The sequence below is a fragment of the Salmonella sp. A1325 genome (assembly GCF_056991255.1).
Map to the genome: position 1 here is coordinate 229,266 of NZ_JAMLWO010000001.1, position 25,490 is coordinate 254,755.

General features: G+C 52.6%; 25 protein-coding genes. 13 read left to right on the forward strand and 12 right to left on the reverse strand.

What is annotated here, in order from left to right:
• Positions 1-12 precede the first annotated feature (12 nt).
• Together NAZ64_RS01190 and NAZ64_RS01195 are read left to right on the forward strand one after the other, a co-directional pair.
• Entirely contained in the window at positions 13-1,131 is a 1,119-nt protein-coding gene (locus tag NAZ64_RS01190; protein WP_000842141.1) for an S-(hydroxymethyl)glutathione dehydrogenase/class III alcohol dehydrogenase, read from the forward strand.
• 168 nt (positions 1,132-1,299) lie between these two features.
• Positions 1,300-2,925: a methyl-accepting chemotaxis protein gene (locus NAZ64_RS01195; protein ID WP_115285998.1), complete on the forward strand. Its 1,626-nt coding sequence runs from the start codon at positions 1,300-1,302 to the stop codon at positions 2,923-2,925.
• A 60-nt stretch (positions 2,926-2,985) separates the two neighbouring features.
• Here NAZ64_RS01195 and NAZ64_RS01200 read toward each other — a convergent pair whose 3' ends face one another.
• Positions 2,986-3,909 (reverse strand): LysR substrate-binding domain-containing protein, encoded by a 924-nt coding sequence (locus NAZ64_RS01200; RefSeq protein ID WP_000414251.1) that lies wholly within the window; start codon positions 3,907-3,909, stop codon positions 2,986-2,988.
• 292 nt (positions 3,910-4,201) lie between these two features.
• On the opposite strand from NAZ64_RS01200, the gene hglS reads away from it, so the two are divergent.
• From hglS to NAZ64_RS01225, 5 genes are all read left to right on the forward strand, one after another.
• Complete coding sequence (gene hglS / locus NAZ64_RS01205; protein WP_115285999.1) at positions 4,202-5,545, forward strand: 2-oxoadipate dioxygenase/decarboxylase HglS; 1,344 nt, start codon at positions 4,202-4,204, stop codon at positions 5,543-5,545.
• 48 nt (positions 5,546-5,593) lie between these two features.
• Positions 5,594-7,102, forward strand: a complete 1,509-nt coding sequence (locus tag NAZ64_RS01210; protein WP_000933983.1) for a carboxylesterase/lipase family protein — start codon at positions 5,594-5,596, stop codon at positions 7,100-7,102.
• A 219-nt stretch (positions 7,103-7,321) separates the two neighbouring features.
• The gene (locus NAZ64_RS01215) at positions 7,322-8,977 is read left to right on the forward strand and encodes a glucan biosynthesis protein D (protein WP_079943594.1); all 1,656 of its coding nucleotides are present in this window, start codon (positions 7,322-7,324) and stop codon (positions 8,975-8,977) included.
• A 195-nt stretch (positions 8,978-9,172) separates the two neighbouring features.
• Entirely contained in the window at positions 9,173-9,748 is a 576-nt protein-coding gene (locus tag NAZ64_RS01220; RefSeq protein WP_001024319.1) for a YceI family protein, read from the forward strand.
• 11 nt (positions 9,749-9,759) lie between these two features.
• Entirely contained in the window at positions 9,760-10,962 is a 1,203-nt protein-coding gene (locus NAZ64_RS01225) for a lactate oxidase (RefSeq protein ID WP_070801257.1), read from the forward strand.
• A 46-nt stretch (positions 10,963-11,008) separates the two neighbouring features.
• Here the strand turns inward: NAZ64_RS01225 and NAZ64_RS01230 are convergent, their stop codons facing one another.
• The 8 genes from NAZ64_RS01230 to NAZ64_RS01265 form a co-directional block, all read right to left on the reverse strand.
• The gene (locus NAZ64_RS01230) at positions 11,009-11,446 is read right to left on the reverse strand and encodes an aminoglycoside 6'-N-acetyltransferase AAC(6')-Iy (RefSeq protein ID WP_000354853.1); all 438 of its coding nucleotides are present in this window, start codon (positions 11,444-11,446) and stop codon (positions 11,009-11,011) included.
• Complete coding sequence (locus NAZ64_RS01235; RefSeq protein ID WP_076728183.1) at positions 11,446-12,237, reverse strand: DeoR/GlpR family DNA-binding transcription regulator; 792 nt, start codon at positions 12,235-12,237, stop codon at positions 11,446-11,448. The genes NAZ64_RS01230 and NAZ64_RS01235 overlap by 1 nt, the downstream gene beginning before the upstream one ends.
• Positions 12,238-12,252: 15 nt before the next feature.
• The gene (locus tag NAZ64_RS01240) at positions 12,253-12,885 is read right to left on the reverse strand and encodes a ribulose-phosphate 3 epimerase family protein (protein WP_024156955.1); all 633 of its coding nucleotides are present in this window, start codon (positions 12,883-12,885) and stop codon (positions 12,253-12,255) included.
• Between the two features lie 11 nt (positions 12,886-12,896).
• Positions 12,897-13,334 (reverse strand): SgcA family PTS sugar transporter subunit IIA, encoded by a 438-nt coding sequence (sgcA, locus tag NAZ64_RS01245; RefSeq protein WP_000606454.1) that lies wholly within the window; start codon positions 13,332-13,334, stop codon positions 12,897-12,899.
• A 131-nt stretch (positions 13,335-13,465) separates the two neighbouring features.
• The gene (gene sgcQ / locus NAZ64_RS01250; protein WP_220569882.1) at positions 13,466-14,272 is read right to left on the reverse strand and encodes a BtpA family protein SgcQ; all 807 of its coding nucleotides are present in this window, start codon (positions 14,270-14,272) and stop codon (positions 13,466-13,468) included.
• 13 nt (positions 14,273-14,285) lie between these two features.
• Complete coding sequence (sgcC, locus tag NAZ64_RS01255) at positions 14,286-15,599, reverse strand: PTS sugar transporter subunit IIC SgcC (RefSeq protein ID WP_000460835.1); 1,314 nt, start codon at positions 15,597-15,599, stop codon at positions 14,286-14,288.
• Between the two features lie 10 nt (positions 15,600-15,609).
• Positions 15,610-15,891: a PTS sugar transporter subunit IIB SgcB gene (gene sgcB / locus NAZ64_RS01260; RefSeq protein WP_000976132.1), complete on the reverse strand. Its 282-nt coding sequence runs from the start codon at positions 15,889-15,891 to the stop codon at positions 15,610-15,612.
• On the reverse strand, positions 15,888-17,006 hold the full coding sequence (locus tag NAZ64_RS01265) for a M42 family metallopeptidase (protein WP_220569883.1): 1,119 nt from the start codon (positions 17,004-17,006) through the stop codon (positions 15,888-15,890). The genes sgcB and NAZ64_RS01265 overlap by 4 nt, the downstream gene beginning before the upstream one ends.
• A 216-nt stretch (positions 17,007-17,222) precedes the next feature.
• On the opposite strand from NAZ64_RS01265, the gene rimL reads away from it, so the two are divergent.
• The gene (gene rimL, locus NAZ64_RS01270) at positions 17,223-17,762 is read left to right on the forward strand and encodes a 50S ribosomal protein L7/L12-serine acetyltransferase (RefSeq protein ID WP_000229293.1); all 540 of its coding nucleotides are present in this window, start codon (positions 17,223-17,225) and stop codon (positions 17,760-17,762) included.
• Here rimL and ydcK read toward each other — a convergent pair.
• The gene (ydcK, locus tag NAZ64_RS01275; RefSeq protein WP_000170584.1) at positions 17,759-18,739 is read right to left on the reverse strand and encodes a YdcK family protein; all 981 of its coding nucleotides are present in this window, start codon (positions 18,737-18,739) and stop codon (positions 17,759-17,761) included. The two genes, rimL and ydcK, sit on opposite strands and share 4 nt — an antisense overlap.
• Before the next feature lie 106 nt (positions 18,740-18,845).
• On the opposite strand from ydcK, the gene tehA reads away from it, so the two are divergent.
• From tehA to NAZ64_RS01290, 3 genes are all read left to right on the forward strand, one after another.
• Complete coding sequence (tehA, locus tag NAZ64_RS01280; RefSeq protein ID WP_001243996.1) at positions 18,846-19,859, forward strand: dicarboxylate transporter/tellurite-resistance protein TehA; 1,014 nt, start codon at positions 18,846-18,848, stop codon at positions 19,857-19,859.
• Complete coding sequence (gene tehB, locus NAZ64_RS01285) at positions 19,846-20,442, forward strand: tellurite resistance methyltransferase TehB (protein WP_079981204.1); 597 nt, start codon at positions 19,846-19,848, stop codon at positions 20,440-20,442. The genes tehA and tehB overlap by 14 nt, the downstream gene beginning before the upstream one ends.
• Before the next feature lie 155 nt (positions 20,443-20,597).
• Positions 20,598-21,266: a DUF3313 domain-containing protein gene (locus NAZ64_RS01290; protein WP_220569884.1), complete on the forward strand. Its 669-nt coding sequence runs from the start codon at positions 20,598-20,600 to the stop codon at positions 21,264-21,266.
• A gap of 53 nt (positions 21,267-21,319) precedes the next feature.
• On the opposite strand, the gene NAZ64_RS01295 is transcribed toward NAZ64_RS01290, so the two are convergent.
• Positions 21,320-22,498 (reverse strand): benzoate/H(+) symporter BenE family transporter, encoded by a 1,179-nt coding sequence (locus NAZ64_RS01295; protein ID WP_001238500.1) that lies wholly within the window; start codon positions 22,496-22,498, stop codon positions 21,320-21,322.
• A gap of 91 nt (positions 22,499-22,589) precedes the next feature.
• On the opposite strand from NAZ64_RS01295, the gene NAZ64_RS01300 reads away from it, so the two are divergent.
• Both NAZ64_RS01300 and NAZ64_RS01305 read left to right on the forward strand, forming a co-directional pair.
• On the forward strand, positions 22,590-23,126 hold the full coding sequence (locus NAZ64_RS01300) for a helix-turn-helix domain-containing protein (RefSeq protein WP_000369550.1): 537 nt from the start codon (positions 22,590-22,592) through the stop codon (positions 23,124-23,126).
• A 78-nt stretch (positions 23,127-23,204) separates the two neighbouring features.
• Complete coding sequence (locus tag NAZ64_RS01305; RefSeq protein WP_220569885.1) at positions 23,205-25,169, forward strand: peptidase U32 family protein; 1,965 nt, start codon at positions 23,205-23,207, stop codon at positions 25,167-25,169.
• On the opposite strand, the gene NAZ64_RS01310 is transcribed toward NAZ64_RS01305, so the two are convergent.
• A complete protein-coding gene (locus NAZ64_RS01310; RefSeq protein WP_000956438.1) occupies positions 25,170-25,400 on the reverse strand; it encodes a DUF2554 family protein in 231 nt (76 codons plus the stop codon). It lies immediately after the preceding gene.
• Positions 25,401-25,490: the final 90 nt, after the last annotated feature.

Consider the following 25,490-nt stretch of genomic DNA (forward strand, 5'->3'; position numbering starts at 1 on the left):
AGGAAGAGATATATGAAATCACGTGCAGCAGTTGCTTTTGGTCCCGGTCAGCCGCTAAAAATTGTCGAGATTGACGTTGCGCCGCCGAAAAAAGGCGAAGTTCTGGTCAAAATCACCCATACCGGCGTTTGCCATACCGATGCTTTTACCCTTTCCGGCGATGATCCGGAAGGCGTATTCCCGGCAGTCCTGGGTCACGAAGGCGGCGGCGTGGTAGTCGAGGTCGGCGAGGGGGTCACCAGCCTGAAACCCGGCGACCATGTTATTCCACTGTACACGGCGGAATGCGGCGAGTGTAAGTTCTGTAAGTCAGGTAAAACTAACCTTTGCCAGGCCGTACGCGCCACTCAGGGAAAAGGGCTGATGCCGGATGGCACTACCCGCTTTTCTTATAACGGCGAACCCGTTTATCACTATATGGGAACCAGCACGTTCAGCGAATATACCGTTTGCGCGGAAATTTCTCTGGCGAAAGTGAACCCGCAGGCGCCGCTCGATAAAGTGTGTCTGTTGGGCTGCGGCGTGACGACGGGTATTGGCGCCGTCCATAACACCGCTAAAGTGAAAGCGGGCGACACCGTTGCCGTTTTTGGTTTAGGCGGTATTGGGCTGGCGGTTATTCAGGGCGCGGTTCAGGCTAAAGCCGGGCGTATTTTAGCTGTCGACACGAATCCGGAAAAATTTACGCTGGCGGGCGAAATGGGGGCTACGGACTTTATTAATCCGAATGATTACGACAAACCGATCCAGGACGTTATTGTTGAGCTTACTGATGGCGGCGTAGATTTCAGTTTTGAATGTATCGGCAACGTTAACGTGATGCGAGCGGCGCTGGAATGTTGTCATAAAGGCTGGGGCGAAAGCATTATTATTGGCGTAGCGGGAGCAGGGCAGGAAATCAAAACCCGTCCCTTCCAGCTAGTGACCGGTCGCGTCTGGCGTGGCTCCGCCTTTGGCGGCGTGAAAGGGCGCACGCAGCTGCCAGGGATGGTCGAAGATGCGATGAACGGTAAAATCCGTTTAGATCCTTTTATTACTCACCGCCTGCCGCTGGAGCAGATTAACGATGCCTTTGAACTGATGCATCAGGGTAAATCCATCCGTACTGTTATCCATTTTGGCGATAACTGATTCATCCGCCAGCGGATTTTCCGCTGGCGCTTTTCTGAATTTTCTGGAATGAATGTTGTGAAAATGTGACGAAGGCGATGCTTTTCGCGATAAGCAAACGTCACGAAGTGCCGATGACTATCTAACGGGCGTGTTTTACGCATAAAACTTACAAGAGAGTCGACGGTCATGGGCAACACATTCTCGATGCAAGCCTCGCATAAACTGGGCTTCCTGCATCATATTCGGCTGGTTCCGCTGTTTTCCTCCATTCTCGGTGGCATCCTTCTTCTTTTTGCTTTGAGCGCCGGGCTGGCAGGCTATTTTCTGTTACAGGCCGATCGCGATCAGCGTGATGTCACGGACGAGATTCAGGTACGGATGGGATTATCCAACAGCGCTAACCACTTACGTACCGCACGTATCAATATGATCCACGCTGGCGCGGCGAGCCGGATTGCTGAAATGGATGAAATGAAAGCCAATATTGCCGCTGCGGAAACGCGGATCAAGCAGTCTCAGGACGGCTTTAACGCTTATATGTCCAGAGCGGTGAAAACACCCGCCGATGACGCATTGGATAACGAGTTAAACGCCCGCTACACCGCCTATATCAACGGCCTGCAACCGATGCTGAAATTTGCCAAAAATGGCATGTTCGAAGCGATCATTAATCATGAAAACGAGCAGGCAAAACAACTGGATGCCGCATATAACCATGTCCTGTTGAAAGCGATTGAACTGCGCACCGAGCGGGCGAGACTACTTAGCGAGCAGGCTTACCAACGTACCCGGCTCGGTATGATGTTTATGATTGGCGCATTTACGCTGGCGCTGGTATTGACGTTAATGACCTTCATGGCGCTGCGTCGCACGGTGATACAACCCTTGCAGCAGTCTGCGTCACGTATCGAACGCATTGCGGCCGGCGATCTGACCATGGCTGACGAGCCCACAGGACGCAGTGAAATTGGTCGCCTGAGTCATCATCTTCAGCAGATGCAGCATGCGTTGCAACAAACGGTAGGGGCGGTGCGTCAGGGGGCGGAGGAAATTTATCGAGGCACCAGCGAAATTACTGCTGGTAATACGGATTTATCTTCTCGTACTGAACAGCAGGCTGCCGCCATTGAACAGACCGCAGCCAGTATGGAACAGTTGACGGCAACCGTTAAGCAGAATGCGGATAATGCGCATCACGCCAGCAAACTGGCGGAAGATGCTTCCGGTAAAGCCAGCCGCGGAGGCCAGATGGTTTCCGGGGTCGTACAAACGATGGGGAATATTTCCACCAGCTCGAAAAAAATCTCGGAAATTACCGCCGTCATTAACAGTATCGCTTTCCAGACCAACATCCTGGCGCTGAACGCGGCGGTCGAGGCGGCACGCGCCGGGGAACAAGGACGCGGTTTTGCGGTGGTCGCCAGTGAGGTTCGTACCCTCGCCAGTCGCAGCGCGCAGGCGGCAAAAGAGATTGAAGGCTTGATCGGCGCATCGGTCAGCCTGATTGAACAAGGATCTGAAGAGGTTATCGCTGCGGGGAGCACCATGAATGAGATTGTGGATGCCGTCAAACGCGTCACCGATATTATGCTCGATATCGCGGCAGCCTCTGATGAGCAAAGTCGCGGTATTGTTCAGGTCAGTCAGGCGATTTCTGAGATGGACAAGGTTACGCAACAAAACGCGTCGCTGGTCGAAGAGGCGTCCGCGGCGGCGGCTTCGCTTGAAGAACAGGCCGCCCACTTGACGCAAGCCGTTGATGCGTTTCGTTTACAGAATACTGGCGCGACGATGCGATCATCCTTCCTTTAATAAGCGTTGCGCCAGCGGGCTATTTTAGCCGCGGGCGCGCTTAATGTCCGACAGCCGCTATCACAGCGGCATCGATTTACGGATCGCCGCAATCAGCATTTGCGCCCCGGTTGAGAGCGGGATATCAACTCGCGTAAGAATACCTATCGGTTCGCCTGCGCTCTGGGTCGGCACGGGTAATGAGACCAGCGTCGCCTGGCGAAGATCTTCTTTAACCGCGCCAGAGGGGACGAACCAGACGTAATCGTAATCTACGGTCAGTTGTCGTGATAACGATGCGGATAGCGTTTCGATACATCCGGCAGGCATTTTACACCCCTGGCTTTGCAACAGGGCTTCCGCATTCTGGCGCGGTACCGTGCCTTTTGGCGAGACGACTACCGGCCACTCCATAACCCGACTGAGCGTGATCGTCTCCTGTAACAGGGGATGACCGGGGCGTACCACTAATTTAAGCGATTCTAAAAACAGCAGTTCGTAATTTAAACCGCCCATTAATTCCGGGTCCGACATACGGCCAATACCCAGATCGATCTCGCCTGATTTCAGACCTGCAAGCAACATCGTATTGTTCATGGTCGCGACCTGTAACGAGGTCGATTTTTGCTGTTGATGGAACCGCCCAATAGCCGCCGGGAGTATACCCAGCGCAGCGGTGGGGAGCGCGCCAATACGTACCACATCGGCGCTGGCGTCCTCTTTGCGATTCAGCGCCTGCCCGGCGGTATTTAATGCATCTAATACTTTTACCGCATGAGTCAAAAATTGTTCGCCAGGAACCGTTAATTGCGCGCCCAGTCGCCCGCGTTCAAACAGCCGGGTTCCGGTGAGTTGTTCCAGTTCGTTCAGCGTTTTAGAAAGCGCTGGCTGGCTCAGGTTAAGGGTTTCAGCCGCGCGCCCCAGAGTTCCCTGTTGCGCAACGGCGACAAATGTATGAAGGTGGCGCAACCGAATGCGCTGACTAAACAGACCATTTTTTTCCATAAGCGATGTTAAAAACAGATCCGTGCGGGTGACAAGTAAAGTTGTTTGTTTTTGATAACCTGATAGCAAAATATTATTAACATTTTACCATTTCAAGTTACAACTGTTTTATTTTACTGATGATTCAACTGCCGTTAAGCGTGTTAAGCCGCGATCTGGTCGGGGATACGCCAGCTCATGTCAATCCGTCCTACACAATGAATTCAGGCCGGATCACAGTTTGTAAATTCTTCTCCCCGGAATGGATGAGGTTTTCTACACTCCAGGTAACATTCACTGGAGGCATGACATTATGGCGAACACCATCACGGCAGATGAGATTCGGGAACACTTTTCGCAGGCAATGTCAGCAATGTACCAGCAGGAAGTTCCGCAGTACGGTACGTTACTGGAACTTGTGGCTGACGTGAATCTGGCGGTGCTGGAAAATAATCCCAAACTGCATGAGCAGTTGGCTAATGCCGATGAACTGGCGCGATTGAACGTGGAACGACATGGTGCCATTCGTGTTGGAACCGCAGAAGAACTTTCTACCTTGCGTCGGATATTCGCCATCATGGGGATGTACCCAGTAAGTTATTACGATCTCTCTCAGGCGGGCGTGCCTGTGCACTCCACGGCATTTCGTCCCATTGACGAGGCTTCGCTCTCGCGTAATCCCTTTCGCATGTTCACTTCGCTATTACGCCTGGAGCTCATTGAAAACGCGGCATTACGCCAGCGGGCGGCGGAAATCTTATCGCAGCGGGATATTTTTACATCGCGCTGCCGACAATTGCTGGATGAGTACGACGAGCAGGGCGGTTTTAGTGCTGCTCAGGTCGAAGAGTTCGTCCGTGAAACGCTGGAGACTTTTCGCTGGCATCGTCAGGCTACCGTTGATGAAGAAACGTACCGCAGCCTGCATCGTGAGCATCGTTTAATTGCCGATGTGGTCTGTTTTCCGGGATGTCACATTAACCATCTGACGCCGCGTACTCTGGATATCGACCGGGTACAGGCCATGATGCCGGAGTGCGGCATTACGCCTAAAATTCTTATCGAAGGTCCGCCTCGCCGCGAAGTGCCTATTCTGTTGCGGCAAACCAGTTTCAAAGCCCTGGAAGAGCAGGTGCTCTTCGTTGATGAAAAGCAGGGTACGCACACGGCGCGCTTCGGCGAAATTGAGCAACGTGGCGTCGCGCTGACGCCAAAAGGTCGTCGATTATATGATGAACTATTGCACAAGGCGGGAACGGGTAAGGATAACTTCACGCATCAACTCCATTTGCAGGAGGTCTTTAACGCCTTTCCGGATAGCGAATTTCTGCTTCGCCAGCAGGGGCTTGCCTGGTTCCGCTATCGCTTAACGCCTTCCGGCGAGGCGCATCGTCAGGCGATCCATCCTGGCGACGATCCGCAGCCGCTTATTGAGCGCGGTTGGGTGATCGCGCAGCCGATTACCTATGAAGATTTTCTTCCGGTCAGCGCAGCCGGCATTTTTCAGTCGAATTTGGGAAATGAAACGCTGGCCAGAAGGCACGGTAATGCCAGCCGCGACGCCTTTGAACAGGCGCTGGGATGTGCAGTACGGGATGAATTTTCGTTATATCAGGAAGCGGAAGAACGCAGTAAACGCCGTTGCGGTCTGCTTTAAAAGCGGTAAGCTTCACAGGCTGTGAGGATACTGTAAAAGGAAGGCGTTATGTTGAATCCCTCCATCCCGCTGGTGGCGACGCGTCACGGTAAAATCGTGGGCGTCGTACAGGAAGAGATCCATATCTGGCGCGGTATACCTTATGCCGCGCCGCCAACAGGGGAGCTACGCTGGCGTGCGCCGCAGCCTGTTACGCCCTGGCAGGATGTGCGCCAGGCGGATTGTTTCTCCTGCGCCAGTTGGCAGGATATTACCTGGTGTCGTGAACTCGGCGGTGGCGATCCGGGAAATTTTTCCGAAGACTGTCTCTATCTGAACGTCTGGGCTCCCGCCGTGCGTCATGAACCGTTGCCGGTCATGGTCTGGCTACACGGCGGCGGTTACACCATTGGCGCGGGGAGTTTGCCGCCCTATGACGGTCAAGCGCTGGCAAAGCGCGGCGCGATCGTGGTGACGGTCAATTATCGGCTTGGCCATCTGGGCTTTTTCGCGCATCCGGCGCTGGAAGGCGAAGGGGCGGAGTGTATTCATAATTTCGCTTTACTCGATCAAATCGCTGCGCTGCGTTGGGTGCAGGACAATATTGCCGCGTTTGGCGGCGATACGCAGAATGTGACGTTATTTGGCGAATCCGCCGGCGCCCGCAGCGTGCTGTCGTTGATGGCTTCGCCGTTGGCGAAGGGGCTTTTTCATAAAGCGATTATTCAGAGTGGTTATACGCTGCCGGATACGCCCCGCGAGGTGGCGCTAAAAAAAGGCGTTGCGCTGGCGGAACATCTTGGCTTAGCCCATGCCACTGCCGAACAGCTACGCGCTTTACCGGCAGAGACGTTTTGGCCGCTGGACGCGCCTTTTAAAATTGCGCCGACGCCGATTTCCGGCGACGTCGTACTGCCGCATCCGATGCTGGAAACCTTCTTTGCGGCGAAACAGCATCCGATACCGGTGATGATCGGCTCGAATAGCGATGAAGCCAGCGTATTGGCAGTTTTTGGCGTCGATATTGCCGGTCAAATTCAAAAAATGCGCCGTGAGCGGCGTGTTGGTCTGGGGTTAATCCGGCTGCTTTATCCTGGAGTGAAAGGCGACGAAGCGCTAGGGCGGCAGGTCTGTCGGGATATGGTATTTACCACGTTGGGTTATGTCGTCATGCAAGCGCAGCAGCGGATCGGCGAACCGTGCTGGCGTTACTGGTTTGATTATGTCGCCGAAGCGGAGCATAACACTTACGCGAATGGTGCCTGTCATGGCAATGAAATACCGTATGTATTCGATACGTTAACGCGGGCTGAGCCCACATGCCATTATGTGAATGAGAATGACCTGGCCTTTGCCTCGCAGGTGGCGGATTACTGGGTGAATTTCGCTCGTCATGCCAGCCGCACGCGCGACGTGCTGCACGGCCCGGTTCGCTGGCCCGCCAGCATTCGGGGGCGAGATCGTCTGTTGCGGATTGGGCTGAACAAACTTGCCGGTTTTAAAGTGGAAAACCGCTTTATGCGTGCGCGTCTGGCGCTGTTTAAACGAGTCATGAAACATCACGTTAGTCTGGAATAAACTTTTCATAACCTGAAGAATGCTGCGTGAGGTTTACATCCGATTAGGTCGGTTCTTATCGACATAAAATATTTACGCTTTTGCACAGTTTCCAGGCGACCAACAATTGGATTATTAATGAATTTTGTCTAGAGTGAGCGGTCAGAAACGGGCACATTCTTGCTGCTGAAAAAACCAGCGCGGGACCATTCACAAGACCAGAAGGACTCATTTTCAGGTATGAATCGTAGACGATTTATTAAAGGTTCAATGGCAATGGCCGCCGTGTGCGGTTCCAGCGGTATTGCTTCCCTCTTTTCTCAGGCCGCGTTTGCCGCGGAATCCGATATTGCGGATGGTAAAATTGTCCGTTTTGATTTTGCTGGTCTGCAATCAATGGCCCAGGCGTTAGCGAAAAAGCCCTGGGGCGGCGCGCCGGGACCCTTGCCGGATACGCTCGCCAATCTGACGCCGCAGGCCTATAACAGCATTCAGTATGACGCGGCGCATTCACTCTGGAACGGTGTTGCCAACCGGCAGCTCGATATTCAGTTTTTCCACGTAGGGATGGGCTTTCGTCGTCGCGTACGCATGTTTTCCGTTGATACGACGACGCATCTTGCTCGCGAGATTCATTTTCGCCCGGAACTGTTTAAATACAACGATGCCGGCGTCGATACGACGCAACTGGAAGGGCAGAGCGATCTCGGTTTCGCCGGTTTCCGTGTCTTTAAAGCGCCGGAACTGGCGCGGCGCGATGTCGTCTCCTTCCTGGGCGCCAGTTATTTCCGGGCGGTAGATGATACTTATCAGTATGGCCTGTCGGCTCGCGGGCTGGCGATAGATACCTATACTGACGGTCAGGAAGAGTTCCCTGACTTCACCGCATTCTGGTTTGACACCGCGAAGCCGGGCGATACTACGTTTACCGTTTATGCTTTGCTGGACAGCGCCAGCGTGACGGGCGCGTATAAATTTGTGATTCATTGCGAAAAATCGCAGGTGATCATGGATGTAGAAAACCATCTCTACGCCCGTAAAGATATTAAGCAACTTGGCATTGCGCCGATGACCAGTATGTTTAGCTGTGGGAATAATGAACGCCGGGTATGCGACACCATTCATCCACAAATTCACGATTCCGATCGGCTGGCGATGTGGCGGGGTAACGGCGAGTGGATTTGCCGCCCGCTGAATAATCCGCAGAAATTGCAGTTCAATGCATATATGGACGATAACCCGAAAGGGTTCGGCCTGCTGCAACTCGATCGCGATTTCTCGCATTATCAGGATGTGATGGGCTGGTACAACAAACGTCCGAGCCTGTGGGTGGAGCCTCGCAGTAAGTGGGGGAAAGGCGCGGTTAGCCTGATGGAGATCCCAACCACTGGTGAAACTCTGGATAATGTGGTCTGTTTCTGGCAGCCGGAAAAAGCGATCAAAGCCGGGGATGCGCTGGCGTTCAATTATCGTTTGTACTGGAGCGCGCAGCCGCCGGTACAATCGCCGCTTGCGCGGGTCATGGCGACCCGTACAGGGATGGGCGGCTTTCCCGAAGGTTGGGCGCCGGGCGAACATTACCCGGATAAATGGGCGCGCCGTTTTGCTATTGATTTTGTCGGCGGCGATCTGAAAGCGGCCGCGCCAAAAGGCATTGAGCCGGTAATTACGCTCTCCAGTGGCGAGGCGAAGCAGGTTGAGATCCTCTACGTTGAGCCTTTCGACGGTTATCGTATCCAGTTTGACTGGTATCCGACCTCGGATTCTACGGCACCGGTGGATATGCGTATGTTCCTGCGCTGTCAGGGGGAGGCTATCAGCGAAACCTGGCTGTATCAGTATTTCCCGCCTGCGCCGGATAAGCGCCGTTATGTCGACGATCGTATCATGCGTTAGTCTGTTTGCCTTCTGTACCGCCACAAAGGCGGTACAGGTTCCGGAAATTGCCCTGGCATAAACTCATCCGTGAGCCGCTGTTTTTGTGACACGGCCTTTCCATCGTTCTATTTTTGCAACAGTCCTTCCTGTTTATCCCTCTCGATCCTGCGGACAGGGGACATTAAGATAGCTTCACCTTATTTAAGATATAAAGTGAATATAATGAAAAAGAGTTTTCTTGGTGCTGTCCTGTCTCTGGGTTTATTAAGTGCTGCTCATGCAGATGTATATAAATTTGATAATACGCATACCAATGCGGTATTTAATATCGATCATTTCCAGACCTCAACCAATCATGGCGGGTTTTATGCTATTAGCGGCGAACTGAAATATCAGCCGGAAAAGCAAGTCGCAGAGATGCGTGTGACGATTCCTGTGAGCGCCTTAAATACCGGGGTGGATGCGTTTGATAACCATATCCGCAGTAGTGATATTCTGGATGCGGAAAAATATCCAGAAATAGTATTTAAATCGACAAAATGGCATTTTGAAGATAATAAACCAGTTTCAATTGACGGTTTGCTAACAATGAAGGGAGTAACTAAGCCCGTTACCTTAACCACCACCAAGTTTGGCTGTTATATGAGCCCGATATTCAAGGCGCAGGTTTGCGGTGGTGATTTTGTCACGCAAATAGATCGCACCCAGTGGGGTGTAGATTATCTGGTCGATATGGGGATGACGAAAGTTGTCGATATAAAAATCCAGGCAGAAGCGGTTAAGCAATAAAAGGAATAATGATGAAAACTCATCACCTCATTCGGGTAGTGGCCTCGCTGGCGATGTTGGCAACGTCAGGCCTGGCTTATGCTGAAGAGTACAAAGCCAGCACGGACGAAAAAGCAATAAAAATGACGAACGTAGCCTCTCTGGAAGCGCGCGTTCAGGCCAGAATGGAGAAAGGGGCATTTGGTTATATTCGCGGTGGAGCCGAAGATGAGAATAACCTTCGCAGCAACACCGAAAGCTTTGACAAAAAATATATTATGCCGCGCGTATTACAGGGCATTGAGTTAAAAGAGATCGATTTATCAACGCAGCTACTGGGTATTCCGCTTAAAACGCCTATAATCCAGGCACCGATGGCAGCGCAGGGCCTGGCCCACGCCTCCGGAGAGTTGGCGACGGCGAAAGGCATGGCGCAGGTCGGTTCGATTTTCTCGTTGAGCACTTATGGCAACAAGACCATCGAAGAGGTGGCTAACGTTTCCGGGAAAAATCCGTTCTTCTTCCAGCTTTATATGAGTAAGAATAATCAGTTTAACGAATTTATTCTTGCACAAGCGGTAAAGCATGGCGCTAAAGCGATTATTCTGACCGTAGATTCGCCTGTCGGTGGTTATCGGGAAGAAGATATTAAAAATAACTTCCAGTTCCCGTTGGGCTTTGCAAACCTGGAAATGTTCGCCAGAAAAAATGACGATGGTTCAAAAACCGGCAAAGGGGCAGGGATAAGTGAAATTTACGCGCAGGCTAAACAAGCCTTTACGCCGGAGGATATTGCCTATGTACATCGTGTTTCCGGTCTGCCGGTTATCGTAAAAGGCATTCAGTCGCCGGAGGATGCTGAAATTGCTATCCAGGCCGGAGCCGCAGGAATATGGGTTTCTAATCATGGTGGTCGTCAATTAGACAGCGGGCCGTCCTCATTCGATATGCTTCCTGCGATTGCAAAAGTCGTCAACAAGCGAGTGCCTGTTATTTTTGACAGTGGAGTACGCCGTGGTTCGCACGTATTCAAAGCGTTAGCCAGCGGGGCGGATATTGTGGCGGTTGGCCGGCCTGTATTATACGGTCTTAATCTTGGCGGCGCTCAGGGTGTGGCATCAGTGATTGAACAGCTAAACAAAGAGCTGACAATTAACATGATGTTGGGTGGCGCCAGGAATATTGAACAAGTGAAAACGACACGCTTGTTAACTGAAAAAGAGCTGCCCCAGTAATATAAAGGTCGGGTACTATACCCGACCTTTTCCTGTATGATTTTCCTCAACAACGCTTCCGGTAGAAAATGACGCGTTCTGTTTCCTCAAATCCTAACGCCTGGTGAACTTTCTGGGAAATTGTATTTTCCGGCGAGGTATCGGAGGCCATTTCCCGACACCCTTTATTCGTTCCCCATCGTTGCACCGCTGCAATCAATTGTTTCGCTACGCCGCGTTGACGGAATGAGGGGAGAACAAAAATACCTTCAAGGAAAACCACGGGCGAACTGTCACAGCCATTGACATAATCGTGGCGGATTGAGGCATCCGCAAAGCCAATCGCCACCCCGTCTGCCATCGCAATAAATGATGCCAAATGATCGGCTTGCAGGATTTCTTCGCCGTCTGCCAGATGGGCGTCATCCGGGTGACCGGGCCAGAGCTGTTTTCGCAATCCGCGCCAGTGCTCCAGATGGGTTTTGTTCATTTGCCTGATGTCCATTAACGCGCTCCTGATGAGGGGTCTGACATGATGAGACGGCATCCCGCCTGCTGATAACGTCGCGCGATAGCAGACGGGAGCGCACTGTCGCTAAGAATGGTAGTAATACAGGACAGCGTCGCAACCGCATGGGGTTCTACAGTATCAAACTTTGAATGATCGGCCATCAATATGACCTCGCGTGAGCGCTGAATAATGCGCGTTTTAACGCCCACTTCAAACATGGTAGCGTTGGTGATGCCCGTTTCAATCGACAGCGCATCGCAGGAGATAAAGGCGCGTTCAACGGCAAAGGCGTTAATCATCTCCAGCGCCAGACTCTCGCCCACCGAAAAGTAACCGGGGCGGATCAGTCCGCCGATAATGTAACTCTCTACGTGTGGGAAGCCACCCAGTTCATTAGCGATTTTGATGTCATTGCAAATGACTTTTACTTTGGCGTCGACCAGACATTTTGCCAGTTCCAGACAGGTGGAGCCGGAGTCGAGAAAAAAGCAGTCTCCATCCTTGATGAACGTGCGGGCGAGGGCGGCGATTTCGCGTTTCGCCTCGCTTTGTAACGTTCGCTTAACGTCGAAAACATATTCTTTATCTTCCGTACTGTCGTCGAAGTCAATACAACCATGGCTGCGAACCATACCGGGATAACGGCTGGCGATATAGTGAAAATCCCGGCGCACGGTTGCCTCTGCATAGCCAAAAAGCTCAATAGCTTGTTGTGTTGAGAGGTGCCTGTGTTGCCAAAGGTAATGCAACATCTGTTTGATACGGTCGGGGCGCTGTTGGCTCATCAGCATATGACTCCTTTATAGCGCGGTGAATTGTGACAACGTCACATCATAGTTCGCCGTCGTGAATAACGCCCGGCCGATCACCAGATGCTGTGCGCCTGCGGCGGCAAGCAGCCGTGCGGCGCGAAGTGTAATACCGCCGTCCGCCCAGCATTCCGCAGCAGGGAAATGCTCTCTGCTCTGGCTCACTTTTTCACACATCGCGGCGATAAATTGCTGTCCGCGTCCGTCGGGTTCGCTGGTCATGATCATCAGCGCATCCAGTTGCAATGCCAGATAACGATAAGGCAATAGCGGCGTTGCCGGGTTAAGCGCCAGTCCTGCTTTCGCCCCGATAGCGCGAATATCCGCCAGAATCTCCGAGGGGTTTTGCACGCTTTCGGCATGAATGAAAATCCAGCCGGGGCGAATAGCTGCAAGCCAGGGTAACCAGCGTTGCGGTGATGAGACCATCAGGTGCAATGAGAGCGGATGGCGAGTGTATTGTGCGACTGCCTGAATGGTTTTCATACCGAAGGTAATATTGTTGATGAAACTGGTATCTTCGATATCCAGATGCAGCGAGCCGAGGGGCGCATCGTGTAAAGCGGTCAACGCCTCGGCATAGCGCAGCGGATCGGCGGAGGCCAGTGAAGGGTGCAGGATCATCGAAACCTCCATCAGCGCAATGCGGTTAATTGCGCGAAAAGCGCGGCATCATTTGGCGCATCTTGCAGCATCGCGACGCTTTCTGGTGAGTCGAGCCACTGGCTGATGCGTTGAATGGTACGAATATGTGCTTCGGCATCCGTGGCGCTGGCGCAAAGCAACAGCCAGATGGGATCGCAATCCGCATTGCCGAAAGCGACCGGCGTTGCTAACGTAGTGACGCTGATTTGATTATGGTTGGCGCCTTGCTCCGGTCTGGCATGGGGCAGCGCAATCCCCGGCGCGATAAGATAATATGGCCCCCATTTAAGGGTGTTCTCAATAATACCGTCCAGGTAGCAGGGGGCCGCCGCGCCGAAGGTAATCAGCGGACGAACGGCGATATCCAGCGCGTGTCGCCAGTCGCTGGCATGGCGTTGCGCCTGAACCCACTTAACATCATTAATCATCGATCGTTGACTCCTTGCCGGTTCGGGTTACTCTGAAACCGATCCCCGGCGTGTCTTTTGGCGAAGGCGACGGAGATCGGCAGAAGAGTTATCGCTCTCTGCAGGGGATAAGCGTTTTGCTTATCCCCATTTTATTGTCGGATATGGCGTACTTTCTCCATAAACTTCGCCACGCGCGCCTGGTCGACAAAGTTGGCGAAGACGCCGTCTTTTTTAAACGTGGTTGCCGTTACGCATCCGTCGGCAATGCAGATCTGCTCCTCGACGTTTTCCAGACACACCCCGGTATTCGCCAGCACGACCGTGTCGGGAACGGTCTCTTTTACCCGCTTCAGTATGGCGCTATCCGTGCGGGCGCCCGCCGTCAGCCCCGAGACGCACAGGGCATCGGGGTTATTGTTAAATACGGTCGATTTCGCAATTGAACAGACATCCCGGTTTCCCAGATACACCGCCGCTTCCGGCACGATGTTAAACAGCGTTTTCACGTGGCCTGCGCCGATGCGATGCTGATGGCGAATGGTTTCGCCGACATTCGTATCCCAGACGCCAAAATCGCTGGCGTAAGCGCCGGTGAAAATTTCGCGAATAAATTTTGCGTCGGTCGCCATCGCCAAATCAAACGAGGCCACAGGGTCCCACAACACGTTTACCCCAAACGGTACGCGAATTTCACTCATTAACTGACCGATGATTCTTGCCATCGCGGTGGTCGTTTCCGGTCTGACTTTCGTTAAATAAGGCAGACTAAATTCGTTGGAGAACATCACCGCATCCACGCCGCCATTTTGTAGCGCCATTAAATCGTCATGGGCGCGGTCAATTACCCAGTTCATGCCTTTCCTGGTATCGAACCCGGGATCGCCCGGCAACGCCCGTAAATGGCACATGGCGATAACGGCTTTTTCTGTTCCTATTACCTCTTTTAGCCAACTCATTCTGGGTTGCTCCTTATTCCGGTAGTTCACGTTTACGTAAGACAAGTATGATGCTGGCGACAATGCCGACCACAATAACCACGCCAATCATGCCCAGCGACATCAATTCAGATATTGACCAGCCAAACATATTTCCCACCGACAGCGCGGTAATTTGCGCGTTTTCAGCGGCGAAGCTAAAGCCGCCTTTGAGCGCCATATCGGTAAAGTACGGTGCGAACTGGGTGGCGATCAGCAAAACGGTAATCATGACAATGATGCCGCTGAGCAGAGTACGAATCAGATCGCCGCGATGAATAACCGTGGCCATGCAGATAAAAAACGGCGCAACCGGTAAATCAGCCAGCGGCAGGACTTTATTGCCCGGCAGTATGCTCGCCAGAATTAACATGATGGGAATTAACAGCAGCCCAACCGCGATGGTGGTCGGGTGGCCTAACGTCACTGCGGTATCCAGACCGATAAAGACTTCGCGCCCTTTAAAGTGTTTCTGGAAGAACTTACGCGCGCCGTCGGAAATGGGCATTAACCCCTCAACGATAAGGCGAATCATGCGCGGAAACAGCACCATAATCGCCGCCACGGTAATCATTAAGGTTGCGCACCCTTTAAAGCCTTCGCCTGCGGCAAGTCCGAAGATCAGCCCGAGAACAACGCCAATGATCACCGGGTCGCCGACCATCCCATACCGTTTTTGGATCTCCTGAGCGTCAATATTGCGTCCTTTCATAAACGGTATTTTTTCGTATATCGCATCCAGCAATACGAACAACGGCACGGAACTGGAGCCATACCCTTGCGGAATAGAAATCCCTTCCAGACCCACAATGTTCTGTACTCGTTTCGCCGTCCAGTCGGCCATTTTCAACGACAAGGCGGCGTGACAAATCGCGCCCAGTACGCCATAAATCAGACTGCCGGTCATCAACTGGACGACCGTTCCGGTAATGGCGTAGTGCCAGTAGTTATAAATATCAACGTTCATGGTTTTGGTCAGACGAGTCACCAACATACCGACGTTGAGCAGAAAGATAACGGGAATGATCATCGCGCCGATGGCCGTCGCATAGCCGACGCCGGACGCGGGCCCGGCGCCGACGTCAAACACATGCAGCGTCAGGCCAAAACGCTCAATCATCACTTTAATCGGCGGACTGAGACTGTCGATCGCCATGACGATCACCAACCCCATGCCGACAAAACCGATGCCGACCGTCACCCCGGCTTTCACCGCCTGCAGCCAGGGAATACGAAAGATTAAGCCGATGATAATCATAATGATGGGCACAAAGACGGTGCCGCCGAGAGACAGGATGTAATCAAACATAATGCCCCCTTTATTGTGTTAACAGCGCCTTGATTTCTTGTTTTAATGCGTCGTCGTTGATGCCTGTCAGCAGGGCGGCGCCGTTGAGCGTCGGGATGCCATAGTCACTGTGCGTACGCATGGACGTTACGATGAGATCCATACCGTTACAGTTCAACGGGATCTCATTCAGACAACATTGCGCCGTGGTTGCCGCAATGCCTTGCTCCGCAAGAAAGTCCTGCAGTTTTTGTGCAATCATGGTTGATGTCGACATGCCGGTACCACATGCCACAAGGATCTTTTTCATCATGGTCGTGCCTCTTGTGTTGCGCCTGTTTCAGGCTCAATGGGAAACTGTTCTGGCGACATATTGGCCAGCGCAGTCAGTAAACGGATACAATCAGTCAGGTCGCGCAGGCTGGCGACTTCGGCTGGCGAGTGGGTATAGCGGCAGGGAATAGAAAGACTGGCGCAGGGAATACCGTCCAGTTCAACCTGAATGTAGCCGGTTTCGGTGATGACGCCTGGCGCGACTTCTCGCTGTACGGGAATATTATTTTCGTGCGCGGTGGTCTCCAGCATCCGCAGCAAACGCGGCGGCGTAATCAGTCCCGCCAACGTACCGCGTCCGTGATAGTTCAGACAGGTGATGCCGACGCCGTGGTTGACCCGCACATCTGAGTAATCCTGCAGGTCAGGCGTGTCGCAGGATGGGGTGATATCAATACCAATCGCCAGGTCGGGGCGCACGCGTCGTAAAACGGGAATAATACCGCGAATATTGAACTCTTCCTGTACCGACGCGACCAGGAATACCGCGATATCAAGCGGTGTGGAGGCGAGGGCCTCGGCGACGCCCAGTAGCGCCGTACACCCCAGCCTGTCATCCAGCGCCTTACTGCATACCAGGTCGTTGCCCAGACAGTGCGGCGGGTTGTAAAGGGTTACTGGCGTCCCCACCTGAATACCCATTCGTTCGGCATCCGCTTTATCTTTTGCGCCGATATCAATCCAGAGTTTATCGAGCGCGGGTGGCTGGGTGCGCTCGTCACCCTTCGCGAAGTGATATGCTTTAATACCGATACAGCCCATGATATCGCCTGAACGTCCGGCAAGCGTCACAACCGAACCGGGCATAGTAATTTGCGCCGGGCCGCCCACGCGTTCAAAACGTAAAAAGCCCGAGGGTTCGATCTTGCGTACCATAAACCCCACTTCATCCATATGCGCAAAAATCATCAGGCGAAGCGCGTCGGATTTGTCGCTGCCATAACGGGCGACAACATTGCCTAAGCGATCCCGCCAGACGTCTTTGGCCTGCTGTTCAAACGCGTGCTGCATAACGTTTGCAATACTGCTTTCATGTCCTGAAATCCCGTTTAGCCGCAGTAAAGAAAAAAGCGTTTCCTGCACAGAAAAGGTCATTGGCGTCTCCGTGGTGATAAAACAATCAGTCGTTGAGCGTTTTATAGGCGGAGAATGGTTGGATAAGTGTGAAATGTGTCACGCGGAAATACGCTAAATATGGCCAATAAAAAATAATGTGATGGCGATACAATAAAAACGCTCATATCACCTGCGGGTTATCGGTAAACCAGGCTATTTATGTGATCACGACCAACAACGAAGAAGGGCAACGCGATGGTGGAAATTATTCCTGTTAGCACGACGCTGGAACTGCAAGCGGCAGATGAAAGTCATGTTCCGGCGCTGCACCAACTGGTACTCAAAAACAAAGCGTGGCTACAACAGTCGCTCGACTGGCCGCAATATGTCACGTCGCAGGAGGAAACGCGTAAGCATGTGCAGGGTAATATACTGTTGCACCAGCGTGGTTACGCCAAAATGTACCTGATTTTCTGCCAGAATGAGATGGCGGGCGTACTCTCATTTAATGCCATCGAACCGATAAACAAAGCCGCCTATATCGGTTACTGGCTGGATGAGTCCCTCCAGGGACAAGGGATAATGTCGCAATCATTACAGGCGCTGATGACACATTATGCCCGGCGCGGCGATATTCGGCGCTTCGTCATTAAATGCCGCGTTGATAATCAGGCCAGTAATGCGGTCGCACGGCGCAACCATTTTACGCTGGAGGGCTGTATGAAGCAGGCGGAGTATCTTAACGGCGACTATCACGACGTTAATATGTATGCCCGCATTATTGATGCGGATTAAAGGGAACCGACTAAGGGGGTACGCGTAATACGATCCTCGCCATTGATCACTTTTGGGCCGCGCAGGTGAATAGTATTGCCGTCAAAGGCTATCACCGCCGCCCGTCCGCTAATCTCGACCTGGTGCTCAATCAGAATTTCGCCCTGTATACAGGCATGGCCTTCAATCAGCACGCGGTCGTCCAGTAAAATCGGGCCTCCGCGTACCTCAGCATGTCCGCCTACCAGCACATGATGTTTTAACACACAGTTGCCTTCGATTAACGCATGTTCCGCTACCTGCGAGCTGTAGCGAAGGGTAGGGATAGCATCTTCCTCTGTGCCGGCGATAACCCGCGCATGGCCATAGACTTTGGCGCAGTCACAGATCCAGACATTATTGTCTTTGTTGCCTTCGATGAGCGCGAAATCAAAAACCTCCGCCCGGTGCTCAATAAAAGCGTGTGTGATAGTGGCGTCGCCATAAAGCTGTACCTGATGGACAATCCGCGAATGGTTCACGGTGGCGCGATCGTAAATTTGTAAAATCTGCGCATGTTCATGCGTTAGTCCCTGAACGGCGAGAATTTCTGACTGGTTTAACACGCGGGCATCGCCATAAATCGCACACTCTCCGCGCACGGAAGAGGACTGAATGGTGACGTTGTCACTTATCCGTGCGCCATCGCTGATATCAGCGCGATCAATCCAGACGTTATCGCCTATTCGCACGTTATTGTAGAGCGTGCACGGCTGCGTGATACGCGCATTGCCCGTAATTTCCGTGCCCGCAAAGGCCATCGCGTTTTCGTCATAAATCCAGCAATCCCCCTGTTGTGACAGCACATTATCGGCATCAACCCAGCCGCCGGAGGTTCCGGCTTTAACATCGTTAAAATCCGTTACGGCAATAACTTGTCGTAATAAGACGCTTTTCTTCTCACCGTCTACCTGATAAGTAAAAGCACGAGGTTCTTCACTCAGTCGATATTTGGTCATAGGGAAATTCCGTGTGAACGATTAAGATAACCGTAGCAAAGGTACTGGCGAAACAACCAGAAATTCCATAAAATGCATTTCAAATATACTTTATAAATTAAACAAAATGCGTAATCACAAGCAGAGCGATCGCGTGCTCAATCTGCCTGCGGGCTATTTTGGCATCGTCCTTGGCACTATCGGTATGGGATTCGCCTGGCGTTATGCCAGCCAGATATGGGCAATAAGCCACTGGCCCGGCGACATCATGGTGATCCTGGCGATGATTATTTGGGCACTCTTGACCCTGGCGTTCCTTAGCCGTCTAGTGCGCTTTCCCCATAGCGTGATGGCTGAAGTGCGACATCCGGTAATGAGCAGTTTTGTCAGCCTGTTTCCCGCCACCACGATGCTGGTCGCGATCGGTTTCGTTCCCTGGTATCGCCCGTTGGCCGTTGCGCTATTCAGCGTGGGGGTCGTCATACAACTGGCGTATGCCGCATGGCAGACGGCGGGACTTTGGCGCGGAGCGCATCCGGAAGAAGCGACAACCCCGGGGCTTTATCTGCCCACGGTAGCGAATAATTTTATCAGCGCCATGGCCTGTGGAGCGCTCGGCTACAATGATGCCGGACTGGTGTTTTTAGGCGCAGGCGTCTTTTCGTGGTTAAGTCTGGAACCGGTTATTTTGCAGCGACTGCGTAGCTGCGGCGAATTACCGGCGGTGCTGCGTACGTCGTTGGGTATCCAACTGGCGCCCGCGCTGGTCGCCTGTAGCGCCTGGCTGAGCGTCAATGGCGGGGAGGGCGACACGCTGGCGAAAATGCTATTCGGCTACGGTCTGTTACAGCTTTTATTTATGCTGCGATTAATGCCCTGGTATTTATCACAACCGTTTAATGCTTCCTTCTGGAGTTTTTCGTTCGGCGTTTCCGCGCTGGCGACCACGGGGTTACATCTTGGTCACGGTAGTGAATCAGGGCTTTTCCATATTCTGGCCGTCCCGCTGTTTATTTTCACTAACGCTATTATCGCCTTATTGCTGGTTCGTACATTTCTATTGCTGGTGCAGGGGACGTTGCTTATTCGCACTGAGCGCGCTGCACTGTTGAAAACGGAGGAAAAAAATGACCGTTCGTGACGAAAATTACTTTACTGAGAAATATGGATTAACCCGCACGCATTCGGATGTGCTGGCGGCGGCAAAGGTTGTCGCGCCGGGCCGAACGCTGGATTTGGGATGTGGCAATGGCCGCAATAGTCTGTATCTGGCCGCGAACGGTTATGACGTTACCGCGTGGGATAAAAATCCGGCCAGTATGGCTAACCTTGAGCGTATTAAAGCGGCAGAAGGGCTGGATAATCTGCAAACCGACATTGTCGATCTGAATACATTGACCTTTGACGGCGAGTACGATTTTATTCTCTCGACGGTGGTTATGATGTTTCTTGAGGCGCAAACCATTCCCGGTTTAATTGCCAATATGCAACGCTGCACAAAACCCGGCGGGTATAATTTGATTGTTGCGGCAATGGATACGCCGGATTTTCCCTGTACGGTGGGATTCCCGTTTGCTTTTAAAGAAGGCGAATTACGCCTCTATTACGAAGGATGGGACATGCTGAAATACAACGAAGATGTCGGCGAGCTTCACCGCACGGACGAAAACGGCAACCGTATCAAACTGCGCTTTGCTACGATGCTGGCGAGAAAACCGGCCTGACCGATGCAAGTTCTGTAAGTCTCGCTGCGTTCGGCATTTTTTTGTCGGGCGCCGCGTTCAAATTGTGCTGTCGTTACCATTTTTAGTGCATCCAGAATGATTTCGTTTTGCTATTATTTCCTTTGCATCATTGCGAAGACTAAAGGGATCGTTTCATGCGTACTCATACTTTATTTAAAGTTGCAGTGCTTACTGGCTTGCTGGCGTTATCCGGCTGTGCGTCCAAAGTCACACAGCCGGATAAGTATTCTGGATTCTTAAAAAATTATTCGGACCTGCAGGAAACTACCTCCGCCACGGGAGAACCGGTGTTGCGCTGGGTAGATCCACATTTCAATGACTCTAACTATGACAATATTGTTTACAATCCGATAACGTACTATCCCGTCCCCAAGCCAACGACCCAGGTCGGGCAGCAAGTTCTTGATAAACTGCTGGCTTATACGAACAGTAAAGTAAAATCAGCAATTGAACAGCGCAAACCGCTGGTTACGACGTCAGGGCCGCGCAGTTTGATTTTCCGCGGGGCGATTACGGGCGTGGATACCAGCAAAGAAGGGCTACAATTCTATGAGGTAATCCCTGTAGCGCTGATTGTGGCGGGCACGCAAATGGCGACGGGCCACCGGACCATGGATACCCACCTCTATTTTGAAGGTGAGCTGATAGATGCCGCGACCAACAAGCCGGTCGTCAAGGTAGTACGCCAGGGTGAAGGTCAAGACCTGAGTAATTCCAGTACGCCAATGGCGTTTGAGACGTTGAAACAGGTCGTGGATGATATGGCGACGGATACCTCTATGTTTGACGTTAACAAAAAATAATTCTGCGGCGCCATCGCAAGATGGCGCAAACCCCGGCAGATTAGCGGTCACCATCAGCCAGACAACGATGGGCGGCGCGTTCTCGTTAATACTGCGTAGCCTATCCCGCCAGCGATCAACCCCCAGAATGCCGATCCGATGCCCATCAGCGTTAGCCCGCTGGCGGTGACGAGAAATGCGATAACTGCCGCGTCACGCTCATTTTCGTGAGTAAGCGCCTGATACAGGCTACCGCTAATCGTACTTAACAGTGCCAGACCAGCCAGCATTTGCACCCAGCTAACCGGCAGGGCGACCATCAGCGCGGTTATCGAACCGCCAAACCACCCGGCAAGTAAATAAAAAACGCCTGCGGCGGCGGCCGCTAACCAGCGACGCGTTGGATCGGGGTGCGCGTCCGGGCTTTGACAAATGGCGGCTGTAATGGCGGCAATGCAGATAGAATAAACGCCAAATGGCGAAAGCAGCAGCGCCAGCAATCCGGTAAAAATCATTAACGGAGAGACAGGAAGCTGATAGCCAGACGCCTTCATTGTGGCGACGCCGGGGGCGTTTTGCGATGCCATCGTCACCAGAAAGAGCGGTACCGCGACGCTCAGGCTTTGCGCGAATGAAAAGTGGGGGGGAACGAAGGTGGGCCACACCGGCGCGAAATGAATACCGCTCATCGCCACCTTACCCTGGATGAGCGCCACCGTTATTCCCATCACCATGGCAGCAATAACGGCATAGCGGGGCGCGAATACTTTAAAGAGTAGCCACGCCAATAGCATACCGCCGCACATGACAAACTCTCCGTTGAGCGTCCCGAACGCCTGCAGGCCGAAGCGTAGCAGTATTCCCGCCAGCATTGCGGCGGCAAGAGAATGGGGGATTATCCGCATCAAACGCGCAAACAATCCCGTGACGCCGCACAGCACAATCAGGGCATTGGCGACAATGAATATGCCCACCGCGTCTGGCAACGATAATCCCTGAAGCCCTGTTACCAACAGAGCGGCGCCAGGCGTTGACCAGGCGGTTAAAACCGGCGCACGATACCACAAGGTTAATGTTAGTGTGCTTATGCCCATGGCTATACCGAGGGCGGTCATCCAGCCGGCGATCTCTGCGGGTGTTGCGCCAGCGGCGAGCGCCGCCTGCCAGATAATGGCGGCGGAACTTGCATAGCCGACCAGAACGGCGACCAGACCAGATAATACAGTAGGTAACGGCAGTGATAACAGACGCATGATCGCCTCTTGTGCGTTATAACGGTCAGTCAATGTAGCATTGTGCGTTATAGCGTACAAGTGATACGCTATGGCCTTACAGGGGGGAAAAATGGATAACCTGACACACTATCTGGCGACCACGTTAAGAACGCTACGCCATCAGCGAGGCTGGAGTTTATCGCGTCTGGCGGAGATCTCCGGCGTCTCAAAAGCCATGTTGGGGCAGATAGAGCGTAATGAATCCAGCCCGACAGTCGCAACGCTGTGGAAAATTGCGACGGGCCTGAACGTTCCATTCTCAATGTTTATTTCGCCTCCGCAGGCCGAATTTCCTCCGACCTTCGATCCCCAGCAGCAAGCGATGGTAATCACACCGCTGTTTCCGTGGGACCCTGAACTCTGTTTTGACTATTTTTCCCTATTGCTGGCGCCAGGCGCGGTCAGCGAATCAACGCCGCATAAAACCGGCGTTATCGAACATGTGGTGGTGATTCAGGGTCGGCTGGACATGTGTACTGGTGGGGTATGGCAAACCATAGACGCCGGTAAAGGTTTGCGTTTTGCCGGTGATATGGCGCATACCTATCGCAACAGTAGTGACCAGACGGTTCATTTTCACTCGCTGATCCATTACCCGCGTGATTAAGCGGGAAAACTATTTCGTTAGTTTGCGCTTCTGACTACAATAGCCGCCATTTCGCTGCTATTGGATAAGAAAGACTGTATGCGCCAGCAACCTCACTATCTCGAATTGTTAAGTCCGGCCCGTGACGCCGCAATTGCTCGCGAAGCGATTTTGCATGGCGCAGATGCCGTCTACATCGGTGGACCCGGTTTTGGCGCGCGTCATAACGCCAGTAACAGTCTGCGCGATATCGCCGATCTGGTCCCGTTTGCTCACCGTTACGGCGCCCGGGTTTTTGTCACGCTGAATACTATCCTGCATGATGATGAGCTGGAGCCCGCGCAGCGGTTAATCACCGATTTGTACAACACCGGGGTGGATGCGCTGATTGTGCAGGATATGGGCATTCTGGAGCTGGATATCCCGTCGATTGAGCTTCACGCCAGTACACAGTGTGATATTCGTAGTGTGGAAAAAGCGAAATTTCTTGCCGATGTCGGTTTTTCACAGATTGTACTGGCGCGCGAGCTTAATTTGAGTCAGATAGCGGCTATTCATCAGGCTACTGACGCCACGATTGAGTTCTTCATTCATGGCGCGCTGTGTGTCGCTTATTCTGGGCAGTGTTATATCTCTCATGCGCAAACCGGTCGCAGCGCCAATCGGGGCGACTGTTCGCAAGCCTGTCGCTTACCGTATACGTTAAAAGACGATCAGGGGCGGGTGGTCTCTTACGAAAAACATTTGCTATCGATGAAAGATAACGACCAAACGGCTAACCTCGGCGCGTTGATCGATGCAGGCGTACGTTCCTTCAAGATTGAAGGGCGCTACAAAGACATGAGCTATGTCAAAAACATCACCGCGCATTATCGTCAGATGCTGGACGCGATTATCGAGCAACGTGGCGATCTGGCGCGTGCGTCGGTTGGTCGGACCGAGCACTTTTTTGTTCCCTCCACGGAGAAAACCTTCCACCGCGGCAGCACCGACTATTTTGTTAACGCGCGGAAAGGCGATATTGGCGCATTTGATTCACCAAAATTTATTGGCTTGCCGGTAGGCGAGGTGCTGAATGTGGCGAAGGATTATCTCGATGTAGAAGCTACGGAGCCGTTGGCGAATGGCGATGGTCTGAACGTGTTGATTAAGCGTGAAGTGGTGGGTTTTCGCGCCAATACGGTGGAGAAAACCGGTCATAACCGCTACCGCGTTTGGCCAAATGATATGCCTGCCGACCTGCATAAAGTCCGTCCGCATCATCCGTTGAATCGTAATCTGGATCATAACTGGCAGCAAGCGCTGACAAAAACCTCCAGTGAGCGCCGTGTGGCGGTTGATATCATGCTGGGCGGCTGGCAGGAACAGCTTATTCTGACGCTGACCAGTGAAGACGGTGTCTGCATCACGCATACGCTTGACGGGGTATTTGAGGAAGCCAATAACTCTGAAAAAGCGTTGAATAACCTAACAGCCGGACTGGCGAAGCTGGGACAGACGCCTTACTACGCACGTGATATGCAGGTGACATTACCGGCGGCGTTGTTCGTGCCAAATAGCCTGCTCAATCAGTTCCGTCGGAAGGCGATTGATATGCTTGACGCGGCGCGGCTGGCCCATTATCAACGAGGTCGTCGGAAACCCGTGGCGCAGCCTGCGCCGGTCTATCCGCAAACGCATCTCAGCTTTCTCGCTAATGTCTACAACCACAAAGCGCGGGAATTTTATCACCGTTACGGCGTACAATTGATTGATGCGGCCTATGAGGCGCATCAGGAGAAGGGCGAGGTACCGGTCATGATCACCAAACACTGCCTGCGTTTTGCGTTCAACCTTTGTCCTAAGCAGGCGAAAGGAAATATTAAGAGCTGGAAAGCCACGCCGATGCAGTTGGTGCATGGCGATGAGGTACTGACGCTAAAATTCGACTGCCGCCCTTGCGAAATGCATGTCATTGGCAAAATTAAAAACCATATCTTAAAAATGCCCCAGCCCGGCAGCGTTGTCGCTTCAGTGAGCCCTGAAGCGCTGATGAAAACGCTGCCGAAGCGCAGGGGCGTTTAATTAACGAAAATAGCTTTCTGGTTTGCGCGATTTCTGCCAGTTGTGGTGCTCGCGCAAGCCTTCCGCTGATTCTTCCGCTGCCGCCCGTAATTCATCGCTGTCGGCTTCATGTCTAAGTTGGTGCCCTCCCGTCGCAAACCATACGAACGCATGGTCTTGCTGTTTCGCCAGTAACTGGCCTGAAAACAGCGCACAGGTCAGTAAAACTACTGATAACGTTTTTGTAAGCATCATGCCACCTTCCAGTTACGTCGTGAGGCTATGATGCCAATAATTTCTTTGAGTTATTATTCAACACTTCAAATTAGCGAAAACGGTTTG

Coding starts and splice junctions, on each gene's coding strand:
- NAZ64_RS01190 (WP_000842141.1), top strand. CDS start 13: ATGAAATCACGTGCAGCAGTTGCTTTTGGTCCCGGTCAGCCGCTAAAA.
- NAZ64_RS01195 (WP_115285998.1), top strand. CDS start 1,300: ATGGGCAACACATTCTCGATGCAAGCCTCGCATAAACTGGGCTTCCTG.
- NAZ64_RS01200 (WP_000414251.1), bottom strand. CDS start 3,909: ATGGAAAAAAATGGTCTGTTTAGTCAGCGCATTCGGTTGCGCCACCTT.
- hglS (WP_115285999.1), top strand. CDS start 4,202: ATGGCGAACACCATCACGGCAGATGAGATTCGGGAACACTTTTCGCAG.
- NAZ64_RS01210 (WP_000933983.1), top strand. CDS start 5,594: ATGTTGAATCCCTCCATCCCGCTGGTGGCGACGCGTCACGGTAAAATC.
- NAZ64_RS01215 (WP_079943594.1), top strand. CDS start 7,322: ATGAATCGTAGACGATTTATTAAAGGTTCAATGGCAATGGCCGCCGTG.
- NAZ64_RS01225 (WP_070801257.1), top strand. CDS start 9,760: ATGAAAACTCATCACCTCATTCGGGTAGTGGCCTCGCTGGCGATGTTG.
- NAZ64_RS01230 (WP_000354853.1), bottom strand. CDS start 11,446: ATGGACATCAGGCAAATGAACAAAACCCATCTGGAGCACTGGCGCGGA.
- NAZ64_RS01235 (WP_076728183.1), bottom strand. CDS start 12,237: ATGAGCCAACAGCGCCCCGACCGTATCAAACAGATGTTGCATTACCTT.
- NAZ64_RS01240 (WP_024156955.1), bottom strand. CDS start 12,885: ATGATCCTGCACCCTTCACTGGCCTCCGCCGATCCGCTGCGCTATGCC.
- sgcA (WP_000606454.1), bottom strand. CDS start 13,334: ATGATTAATGATGTTAAGTGGGTTCAGGCGCAACGCCATGCCAGCGAC.
- sgcQ (WP_220569882.1), bottom strand. CDS start 14,272: ATGAGTTGGCTAAAAGAGGTAATAGGAACAGAAAAAGCCGTTATCGCC.
- sgcC (WP_000460835.1), bottom strand. CDS start 15,599: ATGTTTGATTACATCCTGTCTCTCGGCGGCACCGTCTTTGTGCCCATC.
- sgcB (WP_000976132.1), bottom strand. CDS start 15,891: ATGATGAAAAAGATCCTTGTGGCATGTGGTACCGGCATGTCGACATCA.
- NAZ64_RS01265 (WP_220569883.1), bottom strand. CDS start 17,006: ATGACCTTTTCTGTGCAGGAAACGCTTTTTTCTTTACTGCGGCTAAAC.
- rimL (WP_000229293.1), top strand. CDS start 17,223: ATGGTGGAAATTATTCCTGTTAGCACGACGCTGGAACTGCAAGCGGCA.
- ydcK (WP_000170584.1), bottom strand. CDS start 18,739: ATGACCAAATATCGACTGAGTGAAGAACCTCGTGCTTTTACTTATCAG.
- tehA (WP_001243996.1), top strand. CDS start 18,846: ATGCGTAATCACAAGCAGAGCGATCGCGTGCTCAATCTGCCTGCGGGC.
- tehB (WP_079981204.1), top strand. CDS start 19,846: ATGACCGTTCGTGACGAAAATTACTTTACTGAGAAATATGGATTAACC.
- NAZ64_RS01290 (WP_220569884.1), top strand. CDS start 20,598: ATGCGTACTCATACTTTATTTAAAGTTGCAGTGCTTACTGGCTTGCTG.
- NAZ64_RS01295 (WP_001238500.1), bottom strand. CDS start 22,498: ATGCGTCTGTTATCACTGCCGTTACCTACTGTATTATCTGGTCTGGTC.
- NAZ64_RS01300 (WP_000369550.1), top strand. CDS start 22,590: ATGGATAACCTGACACACTATCTGGCGACCACGTTAAGAACGCTACGC.
- NAZ64_RS01305 (WP_220569885.1), top strand. CDS start 23,205: ATGCGCCAGCAACCTCACTATCTCGAATTGTTAAGTCCGGCCCGTGAC.
- NAZ64_RS01310 (WP_000956438.1), bottom strand. CDS start 25,400: ATGCTTACAAAAACGTTATCAGTAGTTTTACTGACCTGTGCGCTGTTT.